Source organism: Paenibacillus timonensis, from assembly GCF_022427145.1.
GTDB lineage: Bacteria > Bacillota > Bacilli > Paenibacillales > Paenibacillaceae > Fontibacillus > Fontibacillus timonensis.
In genome coordinates, this window is sequence record NZ_JAKSXN010000088.1 from 1 (window position 1) to 15,981 (window position 15,981).

The 15,981-nt window shown below is 52.5% G+C and carries 10 protein-coding genes; 9 read left to right on the forward strand and 1 reads right to left on the reverse strand.

Going from position 1 to position 15,981, the window contains the following annotated elements; genetic code table 11:
• Window positions 1-106: 106 nt before the first annotated feature.
• Window positions 107-2,986, forward strand: coding sequence for an excinuclease ABC subunit UvrA (uvrA, locus tag MJ257_RS22975; protein WP_240271444.1), 2,880 nt, complete (start codon window positions 107-109; stop codon window positions 2,984-2,986).
• A gap of 66 nt (window positions 2,987-3,052) precedes the next feature.
• Here the strand turns inward: uvrA and MJ257_RS22980 are convergent, their stop codons facing one another.
• Complete coding sequence (locus tag MJ257_RS22980; protein ID WP_240271437.1) at window positions 3,053-4,690, reverse strand: nitrite/sulfite reductase; 1,638 nt, start codon at window positions 4,688-4,690, stop codon at window positions 3,053-3,055.
• Window positions 4,691-5,044: 354 nt separating this feature from the next.
• Here MJ257_RS22980 and MJ257_RS22985 point away from each other — a divergent pair, with 354 nt between their 5' ends.
• The 8 genes from MJ257_RS22985 to galU all read left to right on the forward strand — a co-directional run bounded on the left by MJ257_RS22985 (window position 5,045) and on the right by galU (window position 15,964).
• Window positions 5,045-5,260, forward strand: coding sequence for a DUF2759 family protein (locus MJ257_RS22985; protein ID WP_240271438.1), 216 nt, complete (start codon window positions 5,045-5,047; stop codon window positions 5,258-5,260).
• 308 nt (window positions 5,261-5,568) lie between these two features.
• Window positions 5,569-6,498: a copper amine oxidase N-terminal domain-containing protein gene (locus tag MJ257_RS22990; protein WP_240271445.1), complete on the forward strand. Its 930-nt coding sequence runs from the start codon at window positions 5,569-5,571 to the stop codon at window positions 6,496-6,498.
• Window positions 6,499-7,137: 639 nt separating this feature from the next.
• Window positions 7,138-9,813: a DUF5704 domain-containing protein gene (locus tag MJ257_RS22995; RefSeq protein WP_240271439.1), complete on the forward strand. Its 2,676-nt coding sequence runs from the start codon at window positions 7,138-7,140 to the stop codon at window positions 9,811-9,813.
• A 175-nt stretch (window positions 9,814-9,988) separates the two neighbouring features.
• Window positions 9,989-10,630: a deoxynucleoside kinase gene (locus tag MJ257_RS23000; protein ID WP_240271440.1), complete on the forward strand. Its 642-nt coding sequence runs from the start codon at window positions 9,989-9,991 to the stop codon at window positions 10,628-10,630.
• 3 nt (window positions 10,631-10,633) lie between these two features.
• Window positions 10,634-11,296 (forward strand): deoxynucleoside kinase, encoded by a 663-nt coding sequence (locus MJ257_RS23005; protein WP_240271441.1) that lies wholly within the window; start codon window positions 10,634-10,636, stop codon window positions 11,294-11,296.
• Between the two features lie 358 nt (window positions 11,297-11,654).
• A complete protein-coding gene (locus tag MJ257_RS23010) occupies window positions 11,655-14,255 on the forward strand; it encodes a U32 family peptidase (RefSeq protein ID WP_240271442.1) in 2,601 nt (866 codons plus the stop codon).
• A gap of 489 nt (window positions 14,256-14,744) precedes the next feature.
• The gene (locus tag MJ257_RS23015) at window positions 14,745-14,942 is read left to right on the forward strand and encodes a hypothetical protein (RefSeq protein ID WP_155608181.1); all 198 of its coding nucleotides are present in this window, start codon (window positions 14,745-14,747) and stop codon (window positions 14,940-14,942) included.
• A gap of 146 nt (window positions 14,943-15,088) precedes the next feature.
• Window positions 15,089-15,964: a UTP--glucose-1-phosphate uridylyltransferase GalU gene (galU, locus tag MJ257_RS23020; protein WP_240271443.1), complete on the forward strand. Its 876-nt coding sequence runs from the start codon at window positions 15,089-15,091 to the stop codon at window positions 15,962-15,964.
• Window positions 15,965-15,981 lie beyond the last annotated feature (17 nt).

Genomic DNA, 15,981 nt, shown 5'->3' on the forward strand with positions numbered 1-15,981 from the left:
GGAGCGACCGACTGAATTCAAGATTCGATGCCGAATATGCACCTGCGAATAACATCGTGATGGGAAGCCGATTTTTAAACATCATCTAAAAAGGGAGATGAAGTTGTTGGGTAGTGAGAGCATCGTCATTAAAGGCGCCAGAGCGCATAATTTGAAAAACATAGATATCACGATACCGCGCGACAAGTTTGTCGTGCTTACGGGGCTGAGCGGCTCCGGCAAGTCTTCGCTGGCTTTCGATACGATTTATGCCGAAGGGCAGCGCCGTTACGTCGAGTCGTTGTCCGCCTATGCACGGCAGTTTTTGGGGCAGATGGATAAGCCGGACGTGGATTCGATCGAAGGGTTGTCCCCGGCCATTTCCATCGACCAGAAGACGACAAGCCGCAACCCGCGTTCGACGGTAGGGACGGTCACGGAAATCTATGACTATCTTCGCTTATTGTTTGCCCGGATCGGGCACCCGCACTGCCCGGAGCACGGCATTGAAATCACGTCCCAGACCGTGGAGCAGATGGTTGACCGGATCATGCAGTATCCGGAGCGGACGAGATTGCAGATTTTGGCCCCCGTCATCTCCGGCAAAAAAGGCGAGCACAAAAGCCTGCTCAGCGAAATCGCCAAGCAAGGCTTCGTCCGGGTTCGGGTGGACGGAGAACAGCGCGATTTATCGGAGGACATTGAACTCGAGAAAACCAGAAAGCACACCATCGAGGTTATCGTTGACCGGATCGTCGTGAAGGAAGATGCGCGCAGCCGTCTGGCCGACTCGATCGAAACGGCGCTCAAAATGTCCGGCGGGCAAATCCTCGTCGATATTATCGGCCAAGAGGAGCTTCGCTTCAGCTCCAACTATGCTTGCCCGATTTGCGGGTTCAGCATTGATGAGCTGTCGCCGCGGATGTTTTCGTTCAACAGTCCGTTTGGGGCGTGTCCGGAATGCGACGGTCTTGGCGTGAAAATGATCATCGATAAGGATCTCCTTATCTCGGACCCCTCGAAATCTATCGAGGAAGGCGCTTTTGAGGCGTGGGCGGGCGGTACCTCCAACTACTATCCGCAATTCTTGAGATCGGTTTGCGAGCATTTCAATATTCCGCAAAATGTTCCGGTTTCCGAGCTGACGGCGGATCAGATGGACAAGCTGCTGTACGGGACCGGAGAAACGAAGGTTCGGTTCCGTTATGAGAACGACTTTGGCATGAGCAGAGATGCCTACGTCACGTTTGAGGGGATCATTCCTAACCTCGAACGGCGCTACCGGGATACCGCTTCGGAAGGCATTCGCGAGTTCATCGAAGAGTTTATGGGCTCCAAGCCTTGCGGCACTTGTCATGGACATCGCTTGAAGAAGGAAGTCCTGGCGGTAACGGTCAACAACCAGAACATCGCGCACGTGACGTCTTTGTCGATCGGCGATGCTAGAGAGTTTTTCGGTCAACTGGAGCTTACGGACAAAGAAAAATCCATCGCTAACCTGATCCTGAAGGAGATCAACAGCCGGCTTGGGTTCCTGGTGAACGTCGGCTTGGAATACCTGACGCTTAGTCGGGCAGCCGGCACCTTGTCCGGTGGCGAAGCGCAACGCATCCGACTGGCTACGCAAATCGGCTCCAGCCTGATGGGCGTTCTGTACATCCTGGACGAACCGAGCATCGGGCTGCATCAACGGGATAATGATAAGTTGATCTCGACGTTGAATCATATGCGCGACCTCGGCAATACGTTGATCGTCGTCGAACACGACGAGGATACGATGTTGGCAGCGGATTATATTATCGATATTGGGCCCGGCGCAGGCATTCACGGCGGCCAAGTGATCTCGCAGGGGACGCCGAAGGAAGTCATGAACGACCCCCGTTCCCTGACCGGCCAGTATTTGAGCGGCAAAAGGTTTATTCCGGTGCCGTTGTCGCGGCGCAAGCCGGATGGCCGCTGGTTGGAGGTCAAAGGGGCCAAGGAGAACAACCTGAAGAACATCAACGTGAAGTTCCCGATTGGCGTGTTTTCGGCGGTAACCGGGGTATCCGGCTCCGGCAAGTCGACGCTCGTCAACGAAATTTTGTATAAAACGTTGGCTCGCGATTTGAATCGGGCGAGAGTGCGCCCAGGGCAATACAAGGAGATCAAGGGGCTCGAGCACGTGGATAAGGTCGTCGATATCGACCAGTCCCCGATCGGCCGTACGCCGCGATCCAATCCGGCAACTTACACCGGTGTTTTTGACGATATTCGCGATTTGTTCTCGCAAACAACGGAAGCGAAGGTGCGCGGCTATAAGAAAGGCCGCTTCAGCTTCAACATTAAAGGCGGCCGCTGCGAAGCCTGCAAAGGCGACGGGATCATCAAGATCGAAATGCACTTCCTGCCCGACGTGTACGTTCCTTGCGAAGTCTGCAAAGGCAAGCGGTACAACCGGGAGACGCTGGAAGTGAAATATAAGAACAAGAGTATTGCCGACGTGCTGGAGATGACGATCGAGGATGCCACGGACTTCTTCCAGAACATTCCGAAGATTCACCGCAAGCTGCAAACGCTGCTGGACGTTGGTTTGGGGTACGTGACCCTGGGGCAACCGGCTACGACCCTGTCCGGCGGGGAAGCTCAACGCGTGAAACTGGCCTCGGAATTGTATCGCCGCAGTACCGGCAAAACGATTTACATCCTGGACGAACCAACGACCGGCTTGCATGTCGACGATATCGACCGGTTGCTTAAGGTGCTCCATCGTCTGGTTGATTCCGGGGAAACGGTGCTCGTGATTGAGCACAACCTGGACGTAATCAAGACGGCCGATTACCTGATCGACTTGGGTCCGGAAGGCGGCAGCGGGGGAGGAACCGTGATTGCTACCGGCACGCCGGAGGACATCGTTAAGGTGGAAAACTCCTATACCGGGCGTTACCTGGCTCCAATCCTCAAACGGGATACCAAGCGCACGGCAGAACTAAGCGAAGTGGAAGAGCAGGATCGGGAAGTCGTATAGGAAATAAAAAGAAGCAGTCTCTAAAATGGAGACTGCTTTTTTGGCTATTTTACGATTGTCATGGGTTTACGAGGCGATGCCCGCCTCCAAAATCTGGCTTAATTGCTCCTGGAACGCCGGAACTCCAACGCGCAGGACGAATTCATGGAAGGATTCGGAGGGTTTCCGATTCGTTTTGTAGAACAGCAACAACTGCTCAAGGACATAGGCGACTTGATCGCCTTTGACGCGTCCTTTAAGCGCCTGGTTAAACTGGGCTTGGGGTCCATTTGCTCCGCCGCCTAAGGTACCGCCAACCGCAATATCGAATGCGTCGACCATGCCTTCCGGCGTCTTGACTAAGGAACCCTGCAATCCGATATCGGCGATGTGCTTTTGACCGCACGCGTTCGGGCAGCCGATAAAGTGAATGCGGACCTTTTCGTCCAGCTCCACATGCTGGTCCAGATACTCCGCCACTTCGACCGCGCGTTGTTTCGTTTCCACAATGGCCAAGTTGCAAAATTCATTGCCCGTACAAGATACGGTCCGGCTCATAAAAGGCTTCGGAAACGGCGTTAGACGCTGAAGAACCGGTGCTTGGAGCGCTGCTTCCACCTTATCGTCCGGAATGCCGCTAAGCAAAATATTTTGCGACATCGTGGTGCGGATTTTGCCTTCTCCGTATTGGTCGGCTACATCGGCCAACTGCTCCAGCTCCGCGGCGTTTAACCGGCCAACCGGTACGTTGAGGCCGATATAATTAAGCCCTTCCTGCTTCTGCGGATGGACCCCGTCGAAATAGGCTGCTTGCCAGCCGACGGTCTTGTCTTCCCCGCGCGACTCCAGCTCGCCAACGAGTTCGACCAGCTTCTCCTTGAATTTCTCCGGTCCCCAATCGGCGACCAGAAATTTCAGGCGAGCGTGGTGGCGTTTTTCCCGGTAGCCGTAATCGCGGAAAATCGTGGTGACCCCAATCGCAACCTTCAGCACTTCCTCCGGTCTGACGAAAATGTCCAGCGGTTTGGCCAAATGCGGCTTCGCGGATAAACCGCCGCCAACCATGGCGTGGAAACCGACGACCTCTTTCCCATCGATCACCTTCACCGCTGGCGTAAAGGCCAGATCGTTGATTTCCGCTTGCGCATTATTGTAGGTATTTGCGGAGATCGACATTTTATATTTTCGCGGCAGGTTGGAAAAGTCCCGGTTCAACAGGAAAAATTGGTTAACCTCCTCGACGATCTCCGTCGTATCGATTAATTCATCCTTGTCGATCCCGGCGAGCGGGTTGCCGACAATGGTTCTCGGGCAGTCGCCGCACGCTTCAAACGAATACAAGCCGACTTCTTCCAGCCGTTTGAAAATATCGGGCAAATGCTCCACCCGCAGCCAGTGGAATTGGATGGCCTGACGCGTCGTCACGTCCACCAGGTCGCGGCCATACAAGCGGGCAATATCCGCCAGAGCACGCGCCTGACGAGTGGTCATGATCCCGGTATTGATGCGCACCCGCATCATGAAGTGACCGTCTTTCGGTTTCTGCTGATACACGCCGGCCCATTTGAAACGGTCCATATCGTCCGCAGGAATGGAATCGTAACCTTTAACCGCATACTCATCAATAATCGTACGGATGACGTCCAGCCCGTCTTTTTCCAATTTAACGAATTCGAATTTGTTTAATTTCTCCGGCTCCGCGGTCCATATCGGTTCATAAGCCATGCGATAACCTCCCTTTGATCCTTTGTGGTAATGAATCCTCTGTGGATTCCGCTTATTTAATTCCGACAACAAAACTATGAATAAGATTATTTTTCATGGTACCATAGTTGGGAAACAGCGTAAATAAAGAAAGGGACTTCCGGACATAAAACTTACTTATGAAGAATGAAAGATCTGGTGATAATGTATCTGTCAATGACGATCAGCATAAAATAAGAATCGAATTGAGCGACGAGTGCGTGATTTTAACGAAAAGTTTGACAAAATCATGTCTTTCCTCTTGCATCCGAACGGGAGGGAAGATAACATAGAAGAAGAGTTGTGATTTCGTGGATTTCAAGAGGAGGTTTCGCGATGTTGCTCGAAGCAGCGCAAGAAGCGGCAAAAACGACGACATTTAACGGGTTCGATATTTTTATGATTTTGTTTACGATCATCATTTTGATCGGCGTCATCCGCCTGGTGACTGAGCGTCCGAAGAAGAACCTGTTCGCTATCGGTTTCGGGATCATCAGCCTGTTGGTCTTTTTGGCGTCGGATGCGGTTATGATCAAAACTTGGTTTAGCTAAGCCACAGTGAGCGATACATATTTCATCATATGAAATAAGCCGAGACACTTGATTCCTTTAGGAGGAATGAAGTGTCTTTTCAACTTACAGGATTTGGATTATAATAAATGGCAGGTGAAGCACACCTTGACATCCTTGAGATGGCGAGGTGTGTTTTTTTATTTGTGATAAATGGATGAAATTATCAGAAAAGCAAGAACAAAGGAGGTGAAAGATGAAGGGTAGCGAATAAGTGAGGATAATACATATTTTTCCTAAGCTAGTATGAGTAAACTATTCCGTGTATGGGAGTGATGGAAGTGAAGAAGATGCTGATGATTGGATTATGGGGCTTTATATTATTGGGAACAAGCATTGGACAGGTCGCCAACGCCGCAACCTCAGATATTCCTAAGGTCAAAAACATGTCCATCGAGGTACTTGTTAATGCTCGCAGAGTCGCTTTCCCGGATGTCCGGCCGCAAATCAAAAACGGGAATACGCTAATTCCGCTGCGGTTTGTAACGGATAAACTCGCCGGGAAGTTGACGCTTTCTGGTAAGAACATCTCGATCGAAAAAGGAGATCGCCTAATTGCTATGACGATCGGTGGGACAACCGCAACCGTCAACGGCGAAACGGTCACCTTGGATACTCCTTCGGTAGCTGTCGACGGTCGGACGCTGGTGCCGCTTCGTTTTGTCAGCGAAGCTTTAGGCGAACCCGTAAAATGGGATAGCGTGAATCAGTACATATGGATCGGCAGCACAGAAGTCCCTAAATTGGAGGATGTAGCAAAGCCGGTGTCGATTGAGCCGTATTTGGATTTGTTTAAAAAAGGTGAATATGTCTTGAAATTCGGAAATATCACTTACTCTCAGGTTCGTATTCTTAGAAAAGATGATTTCCCGATTCAGTTCGAAAATGAGATTATTTATCGGATTGATTATGCTCAAACAACTGATAAAACGGAATTTCTTCGTTCAATTTCTGATAGCAAATCACAAATTGGTACGAATTACTACTTAATGAAAAAAGGGGAGCCCTTGAGGTATAGAGGGGAGATTGTCAGACTTAGGGAGAGAACAGGCCAGGATAGTAATATAAGGATTAAATATCATCAGATCATAGCTCGTAAGGATGAAGATTTGCTTGGAGATAAAAATTATTTGAATTTGACACTAAAAAACATAGATTATGTTGGGTTAGATGTCGACTCGGATGCAGCAGTATTTGTCAAAAATGAATATGGGAACTAATCAAGGTGGTGTTAAATATTGCTCAAGCAAATAGGATGGAAAGCTATTTGCTTCGTCTTTTCGTTTGTTGTTATTACAACATTTAATTATAACGAACGAGCCGAATCTGCATCTAATTCAGATTTTGGTAATGCTCACATCACACCATACAAAGACCCATCAGGCGATTCCAACAAACGATATGCAGTCGGATTTATGTCTTACGAAATTTGGTCAAATTCCACAGGACATTGGATAACAAAGGCTCCAGGAGAAACTGTGGGCAGTGATGAGTTGTTTCACAACTATGACTTTACTTTTCCAGGACGAAAGGTATTGGATGTCCAGATCCAAAAATTTTCGCCAAGTAATCCAAAACATATTGAGTATTTTACTAACTCGAGGGCTGGAAATATAAACGATTTAGAAAACTATTTTTCTCAAGTCATCTCAGTGGGAACGGCAGAGGGGATAACTGGAAATGGAACAAGTAATATATCTTTTCGCTTAGGCGTTACTGGTCGGCTTTATTCATCAGATATCTACGATGTAATTTCATTAGAACATAGCCCTGGTGAATTTGGAGCTGGCGTTAAAGCCTACCGCTATTACTTCCCGATTCTATTTGAGTTCACTCTAGAGCCGGAGGAAGGGCAGGCCGTGATCAAATATTTTACCACCACCGGAACTCCGCTGGACGGGGTTGACGGCTTTCAGAATGAAACTCATAAACTTGTGAAGGATCAATTCTTCCAAGCCACACATCGGGAGAATCCCCCACCAAACTATACATATAAGGGTTATCAGAAAAGGATTGATAAAGAACCGGAGGGGGGACCGACGGAAGATCAGGGGGACCCGCCAGGGTTTGAGTATGAAGGAAATTTCTCAACTTATTACGTCTACTACTATTATGATAAGCAGGGATCACCTCCTGGAGGAGATCCGGGTAACCCAACAGGCCAATGCACTTCACCTTCCCCCAGCGGCAACACCATCGACGTCCCGCTGAACGATCCGTCGGTCAGCGCGGTGATTCGGGCGGACAGCCGCGGGAATGAGCGGTTTAATGTGTTGGATGGGATTCCGACGACGGAGAGCTTGTATGGCAATGTGCTAGCAAAGAGTTATTTAACCAAGAACCGGTTTGTGGAAATGAGCGGAACCTGCAGCTTTGATATTACGGTGAACCGTACATACGAACTGACTTGGGATCCCGGAAAAGAAGTCACGGACGAAGAGGGGAACAAGCATACCGAACCCGACCCGCAGTCAGCCAGCGAGACGGTAACGAAGTCGTATACGATCGAGCGGAAGTTTTCCTTCTGGGTCATCGATAACCTGGAGGTCTACAAAATTAACGAAGCGGCGCTGCAAAATTATGCGTTTGAAGGAAACGGCATTCGCCTTTCGCCAAGCGGATATTCGCCGCCAAGCTATGCTGCTTCGAAATCCAGCGGTTATACTCCGCCTTCGCCGCCGGGCACGGTGGATGCACCATCCGGAAGCAAGTCGGGCGGAAAGACAAAACCGGACGTCAGTGGAGAAAACCTGAAGTCTTATGCCGAGGACGCCGTAGAAGAAGTCAAGGTCAAAAACGACAGTCTCACCTTTAACGGAAGTACGATCATGAACGGCTCCCAAACGGAACGGACGGGACAACGGCCGGGGCAAATCCCCGCGGCAGCGCAAATCTCCAACAATGTCCTGTACAGTCCGGGGCATGTCATTCCCACCATCAAGACGAACAAAGCGGATCAGCCGAGTACAGGGACGATCTACTACGGGCTCATGAGCGGCAATATCAATGGCGGTTCCGACAAAAGCTTCCCCATCTCCGGCATCAACAGCGTTACCGTACATACGCCCGTGGTGATGTACCCCGGCGTCTCCGACGACCGGGCTCATAATCAGAAGACGATCCCGGCGTCGGGACGGTCGGCGGTCATTTTGGATCGGCCTTTTACGGTCATGATGCCAAACAGCGGCCAGCATACGAATTATTTGGGGTATGGGAACCGGGACTATTTGAAGTATATCGGCAGCAAGCAGGTTCGCTTCCCGTTTGATGTGTATGAGGGAACGAAAGCGGCCTTTTATCCAAAAAACACCTGGATCGAAGTCGACAAGTCCCGGGAGCAATTTGGTTTCTACCTGCCCGTATGGGTAGATGAAGGGTTTTATACCGTGGAGTTTCGCACCATTGCGCATAACGCGCCGCCTGGAGCTACGGAGCAGACCAACGCCAACCTGAACCTTAGCCATCATATCGCCTATGGTACCGTGCCGGTTGACGTGGTCGGGCGGGTGTACGATTTTCAGGTGACGGATATCGCGGATTATAACTGGGAGGGCGTTTTTCGGACGGCGGCGGGAAGCCGGACGCCAACAGGAGCCGCCTATTGGGTTGGGCGAAACGGTATCGATGGAGCCCCCCGCGGGAACACCGGGCAATTTACGCTGCCGATCCGCCCGGGAAGCCATCCGCTGTACAAAAACGCGGTGATCAAAACGGGGTACCATTTCAAATTCGACCTCAAAACAAAGGGGAATATGTTTGGCCCTTTCGATCAAATCGTGATTACGCCTACGTTTGATTTCATCGACGCAACGAACGGAAACCGGCAGCCCGTCGATCTGTATTACCATACCGGGAGTCGAAGCTACGTACGAATCGGTTCGGCATCGGACCAGGTGCAGCGTTACGTAATCCTGAATGCAAGGCTGCGGAATGTGCCGATGGAGGAGCTGACGGATACGGCGCTCTATCAATACGATCATAACTACACCTTTAACCAGGTGGCCGGGATCGGGCGCAGCCAGTTTGTGCAGCGGTACATCCAGAAGCAGTCGCGCCAAAAAACGCCTGTCGGCAGCCTCAGCCTGCTGCGATTGCCGGAAGGGGTACGCACCCTAATCGGTCCCAAAACGGGAATCCCTTCCGGTGTCGACCCGGCGCGGGTGAATGCCGCAGTGCAACGATGGTACGGCGAATACAGCCTTCCGGCGGAATTGTACGCCGTTCCGGCGGGCACGAACGTGGCGGAGTATGGACGGACGCATGGGGGGCTGACGGATCGGTCGGAGATCTTTTTGAAAAAAGGGTATATCGTCGTGAACTTCAACATCGAGACTGTGCGGGACGGGGAGACGGGGAAGCCGTATCTTCAATATATTCGCGCACCGCTGATGAACCAATGGACCGGCATGGAAGGGTTCGCACGGAGCGTGATGGATCCTTATGGACGCCGTTTCGCGCTGAAGGACGGGGATGTGGCGTTTTATCATGCGGATCTGTCGAGCCGCGATGATTTTCGTCCGCTGGTGACGCACTAAATCGTCGATTGTTTGAACACATTCAATTAGGATGCAGGTAGGGGAGCCTTGCTGCTCAGCGATCGATCTTTTTATCGATCGGGGCGACATGGTTCCTCTTTTTTCGCTAAAGTTCTCCCCGCGAAATCGTGAATTCTATGTTACAATGTTCTAGTCTATTTTTCAGGCAAGTGAGATGTGGGAGGACCATCAAGTGAAGAAGCCATGCCCGTTTATCGCCGTGGAAGGCGCCATCGGAGCCGGAAAAACCACGCTGGCGACGATGCTCGCCGAGCGGTTTGACTTTCCGCTGTTGAAGGAGATCGTGGACGAGAATCCGTTCCTGGACAAGTTTTATCAGAATATCGAGGAATGGGCCTTTCAGCTGGAAATGTTCTTTTTGTGCAACCGGTATAAGCAACTGGAGGATACGGTGCAAAACTATGTGTCCCGGGGTTTGCCGGTCGTGTCGGATTATCACATTTATAAGAACTGGATTTTTGCCCAGCGCACGCTGCATGGGGACAAACGGGAGAAATACCGGCAGATTTATCATCTGCTGACCGACGATTTACCTAAACCCAATGTGATCGTCTACATCAAGACGGAGCTTGCTACCTTACTGAGAAGAATCGAAAAACGCGGGCGCGACTTTGAGCAGGACATCGATCCGGGTTATCTGGAGCAACTGATCGAGGATTATGAGACGGCGATCACGCAGCTTCAAACGCAAGAGCCGGAGACGGTCATTATTACGATTGATGGGAATGCGCTGGATTTCGTTGAACATCCGGAGCATTTTGAGCAGATCGTTGCCAAGATAAAGGAGCACTTATAAAAGATGAGCCATGAATTGTACATCCCCCAAGACGCCTTAATCACGGTAGCAGGTACTGTCGGCGTCGGAAAATCCACGTTGACCACTGCGCTGGCCTCCCGACTCGGCTTCCGCACCTCGATGGAGAAGGTCGACAACAATCCTTATCTGGAGAAGTTCTACCACGATTTTGAGCGCTGGAGCTTCCATCTGCAGATTTATTTTCTGGCGGAGCGGTTTAAAGAGCAGAAGGCGATCGTTGAAGCGGGCGGCGGGTTTGTCCAGGACCGTTCGATTTACGAAGACACCGGGATTTTTGCCAAAATGCATGCCGATCAAGGCACGATGTCGAAGACGGATTACGAGACGTACACCAGCTTGTTTGAGGCGATGGTGATGACGCCGTATTTTCCGCATCCGGACGTGTTGATCTACCTGGAAGGGAATCTGTCTTCCATCTTGAAGCGGATTCAGTTGCGGGGACGGGAAATGGAGATCCAAACGGATGTCTCCTACTGGGAGCACATGCATGAACGGTACGCGAACTGGATCGAAGAGTTTAATGCCTGTCCGGTGCTGCGGCTGAATATCGACGAATACGATGCGACGGACGAAGCGTCGCTGGACGAGATCGTCCGCCAAGCGGGAGAAATTATCCAAGCGTCGAGGGCACGGCGAAAGGGTTAAGGATAGCAAGAGGTCAATGGGAGCTGAGGCTTCCGTTGGCTTCTTTTTTTGGCGTGCTCCCAAATATAGGACATCATAGGTCATCTGTTCCCTCTCTTTTGATGATTATCCCGTTGCGTCAGGTCGTGGCGAATGTGAAACGGAAATGCTGGTCCTGATCGAAAGGGATAATCGTGTAAAGAAGCGCGCAAAGGGGCCGAAAGGGCATTTAACCCACGTTTTTCCTTGCGAATCGATGGAAAAGCTAGAGTACACGGGCAATGTCTGCTAGAATATATAAGTTGGTTGACACTTTAATTTTGAAATTTCCGAATCAAGTTGAATAGATGCCGGCGCTAGCCGGTTTGGGAGGACATATATGAGCAAGACAACGTTAACGCGGCAGGACGTGGAGCTGTTGGCGCCGGCCGGCGATTGGGATTGCATGCGGGCGGCGGTGGCGAATGGGGCGGACGCGATCTTTTTCGGCGTGGAGAAGTTTAATGCCCGGGCGCGGGCGAACAATTTCCGGATGGACGAGCTGCCGGAGATTATGGCGTTCTTGCACAGTTATGGGGTTAAGGGTTTCCTGACGTTTAACATTCTCGTGTTCGAGGACGAGCTGCGGGATGCGCAGGAGCTGATCGAGGCGTGCATGAATGCGGGCGTGGATGCGGTGATTGTGCAGGATCTTGGGCTGGTGAAGCTGATCCGCGAATTGTCGCCGGATTTTCCGATTCATGGATCAACGCAGATGACGATCACTTCGCCGGAAGCGGTGGAGTTCGTGAAGCCGTGGAATATGGAACGCGTGGTGCTGGGCCGGGAAAATAACCTCAAGCAAATCAAGGTGATCGGGGAGCAAGCCAAGCTGCCGATGGAGGTGTTCGTGCATGGGGCGCTGTGCGTATCCTATTCGGGTCAATGCCTGACGTCGGAAATGTGGGGCGGGCGTTCGGCGAACCGCGGCGAATGCGCGCAGGCGTGCCGGTTGCCGTACGATTTGATCGTCGACGGGGAACAGAAGCCGATGGGGGATGTCGCCTACCTCTTGTCGCCAAAGGATTTGGCGGCGATCGACATCATGCCGGAGCTGATCGAGGCGGGCGTGACGTCTTTTAAAATCGAAGGCCGGATGAAAACCCCGGAGTACGTCGCCAACGTAGTGAGTAAATACCGGAAGGCGATTGATCGGTATTTTGATGGGGACGATACGCCTCCGTCGAAAGAGGAGATTCGCGAGCTGCAGCAGAGCTTTTCGCGCGGCTTTACGCATGGCTTCCTGGAAGGGACAAACAATAAGAAGCTGCTGGATGGAACGTTCCCGAAAAGCCGGGGCGTGTACCTCGGCCGCGTAGAGAAGGTGCTGCGCGACGGTGTAGTCTGCAAGCTGGATGCGCCGCTGAAGCGCGGGGACGGGATTGTGTTTGATGCCGGGGATCCGACGCAAAAAGAAGAGGGCGGCCGCGTCTACGACCTGCGCCGTCAAGGCGTGAAGCAGGAAGGCGAAGCCGGCGAAGGCTGGATCGTCGATATTGTGCCGGGCCGCAATGACGTGGATTTGCGCCGCGTGCATGTCGGCGACCGCATTTGGAAGACCAACGATCCGGCGCTCGACAAGCGCCTGCGCCAGACGTACGAGACGGAGAAGCCGTACCGGGTCTTCCCGGTGCATGTGCGGGCCGTGGGCCACGCCGGCGGGCTGCTGAACACCTTCTGGACGGATGTGCAGAAGGGAACGACGGTGCAAGTCGACTCGGAGCTGGAGCTCGAGGTCGCGCAAAAACGGCCGATGGACGCCACTCTGCTCGAAGAGCAGTTCGGGCGTCTCGGCGGCACGGTGTTTCAGCTCGAGAAGCTGGATGCGGAGCTGTATGGCGACGTCATCCTGCCCATGCGAGAGCTGAACAGCATCCGCCGGCGCGCGGTGGAGCTGCTCGCCGCCGAGCGGCCGAAGCCGCCCGTGTGGACGCGCACACGGGCGGCGGGGGTGTTGGACGCCCCAGCCGTGGGTGGGGCGTCTACGGCGCCGCTGGCGCCGGCGGCTGCAGCCGCTGCGGTTGCGGGGCAACCGCAGCAGGCGCAGGGCCGCGGGCCCACGGCGCCCGTGAAGCGCGGCGAAGCGCAGCTCGCCGCGTTGTGCCGCAGCCTGCCGCAGGTGCAGGCTGCTTTGGAAGCCGGCGTATCCTACATCTACGCCGACTTCGAGTTTATCAAGCAATTCCCGGCAGCAGTGGACGCCGTTCGCGCAGCCGGAGCCTGGATCGCGCTGGCGACGCCGCGCATCCACATGCCGGGCGAAAACGGCTACCACAACAACATTCTGCGCCTCCAGCCCGACGCGGTGCTGGTGCGCAACACCGGGGCGCTGTATTACTACCTGCGCCACCGGCAAGAGAACCCGTCGGCCGTGCATCCGCGGTTGATCGGCGATTTCTCGCTGAACATCGCCAACCATAAAACGGCCGAGCTGTTCCTGGAGGTCGGCTGCGACGTGGTGACGCCGTCCTACGACCTGAACATCCAGCAGATGGTCGATCTGCTCCGGGTCAGCCCGACGGCCGACATGGAGATCGTGATCCACCAGCATTTGCCGATGTTCCATACCGAGCACTGCGTGTATTGTACCTTCCTCAGCGAAGGGACCGACTACACCAACTGCGGGCGGCCGTGCGAAGAGCATCGGGCTTCCCTGCAGGACCGGATCGGCATGTCGCACCCCGTCCGCGTGGACGAAGGCTGCCGCAACACGGTGTACAACGCGATCGAGCAGTCGGGCGCGGAGTACCTGAGCCATTTTCTTGAGCTGGGCGTATCCAAATACCGCGTCGAGTTCCTGGAAGAAACGCCGGAGCAGGTACACGAGGTCATCGACCTCTACAACAAAGCGCTCCGTGGAGAAATTAGCGGCACGCAGGTGTGGAAGACGCTTAAAGCAACCAACCAACTCGGCGTTACGCGCGGACAGCTGGTGAAATAAGATCAAAGGGAGCCCTTACGGCAAGGTTTCGCCGCCGGGCTCCTTTTTTGCATTGTGTGTCAATGCAATGACCGTCACCTCCATCGTCCCCCGCTTCTAACGGACCGTATCGACGCTATTCGCCTATTTCCCGGATATTTCCCTCAAGTCCGTTACCGAACCTCCAGCTCATCCCGCACTCTTTCTTTTCTTTTAGCGAACAATGCATAGGCACATTTGTCCTCGATAGAAGGACACAACTGGATAATTATGTATGGTTTACACCCCGTGAAGACACCTGTTTTTCTATCGAAAACAACTTGTGGAAGGTTTGTGAACTCGTGGTTTAAAGGGGCGATAACCGATCTTTATCGGGTACCAAAAAATCGCTGATGTGCTATAATGAAAGCGTAAACAAATGAGATGCGAAGCGGGTTTATTAGTTTGCAGGAAACAACCGAATCAGCCCGTTTCTAGCTTCGCTCACAAACTTTTAGGAGGGTGAAAGTGATGTTTGAAGGATTCCTCGAGATGCAGTCGGTCGTGACCCGTGTACAAGGACGGCTGGAACTCGGCGGCGAACAAGAATATCGTAGAATCGAGTTCGGCACCGAACGTTTCCTGCACACGCCAGAACCGGGTAATCGGATCCGAAACGAGGAAAAACTTCCTCAGCGCTTCACATGGCGGAAATTTTGGATCCAGTAAATCCAATATCTTAAATTGTTGTTAACTCACTTATTACTTAAGTCGGACTCGGGGGCAAATCCCCGGGTCCTTTTTGCTAACCATCGGCAGGGATATGATATAATGACACCAGCAAACCATTTTTGGAACGAGGGAGCCATGCTTTCATGAAAATCCGTAAAGCGATCATCCCCGCTGCCGGGCTCGGGACGCGCTTCCTGCCGGCGACGAAGGCGATGCCTAAAGAAATGCTGCCGATCGTCGACAAACCCACGATTCAATATATCGTGGAGGAAGCGGTCGCATCCGGCATCGAGGATATCATCATCGTGACGGGGAAGGGCAAACGGGCGATCGAGGATCATTTCGACGCTTCATTTGAATTGGAATATAGTCTTAACGAAAAAGGAAAGTTTCAGTTGCTGGAGGAAGTCCGCAAATCCTCGGAAATGGCAGATATTCATTATATTCGCCAGAAGGAACCGAAAGGCCTAGGGCATGCCATCTGGTGTGCACGCAAGTTTATCGGTGACGAGCCCTTTGCTGTATTACTCGGCGATGATATCGTCGAGTCGAATGTACCTTGCCTGAAGCAGATGATTGATGTATACGATGAGCATAAAGCATCTGTGGTAGGTGTTCAGCCGGTGGATTGGGATGAGGTATCCCGCTATGGAATCGTGGATCCTACCTTGGTCCAAGACCGCGTGTATCTAGCTAATCAATTAATAGAGAAGCCGAAGACCGGTACAGCACCCTCCAATCTGGCGATCATGGGAAGATACATTTTGACTCCAACCATTTTTGGCATCCTAGAAGAGCAACGGGTTGGCGTCAACGGGGAAATCCAACTGACGGATGCCATCTCGCGGTTGGGAGGAACTGAACGGATCCTTGCTTACAACTTCGAAGGCACGCGCCACGACGTCGGCGAGAAATTGGGCTTCATTAAGACTTCGATCCATTATGCCCTCGAAAATCCCGAGCTCCGCGACGAACTGATCAAATACATGTCGGAGATTATCTTGGATAGCCTGAACTAAAAAACGGCCTCTCCTTT

Excerpts from the sequence above, each read along its gene's own strand:
- MJ257_RS22980 (WP_240271437.1), bottom strand. The coding sequence starts at position 4,690 with ATGGCTTATGAACCGATATGGACCGCGGAGCCGGAGAAATTAAACAAA.
- MJ257_RS22985 (WP_240271438.1), top strand. The coding sequence starts at position 5,045 with ATGTTGCTCGAAGCAGCGCAAGAAGCGGCAAAAACGACGACATTTAAC.
- MJ257_RS22990 (WP_240271445.1), top strand. The coding sequence starts at position 5,569 with ATGCTGATGATTGGATTATGGGGCTTTATATTATTGGGAACAAGCATT.
- MJ257_RS23000 (WP_240271440.1), top strand. The coding sequence starts at position 9,989 with ATGTGGGAGGACCATCAAGTGAAGAAGCCATGCCCGTTTATCGCCGTG.
- MJ257_RS23005 (WP_240271441.1), top strand. The coding sequence starts at position 10,634 with ATGAGCCATGAATTGTACATCCCCCAAGACGCCTTAATCACGGTAGCA.
- MJ257_RS23010 (WP_240271442.1), top strand. The coding sequence starts at position 11,655 with ATGAGCAAGACAACGTTAACGCGGCAGGACGTGGAGCTGTTGGCGCCG.
- MJ257_RS23015 (WP_155608181.1), top strand. The coding sequence starts at position 14,745 with ATGTTTGAAGGATTCCTCGAGATGCAGTCGGTCGTGACCCGTGTACAA.
- galU (WP_240271443.1), top strand. The coding sequence starts at position 15,089 with ATGAAAATCCGTAAAGCGATCATCCCCGCTGCCGGGCTCGGGACGCGC.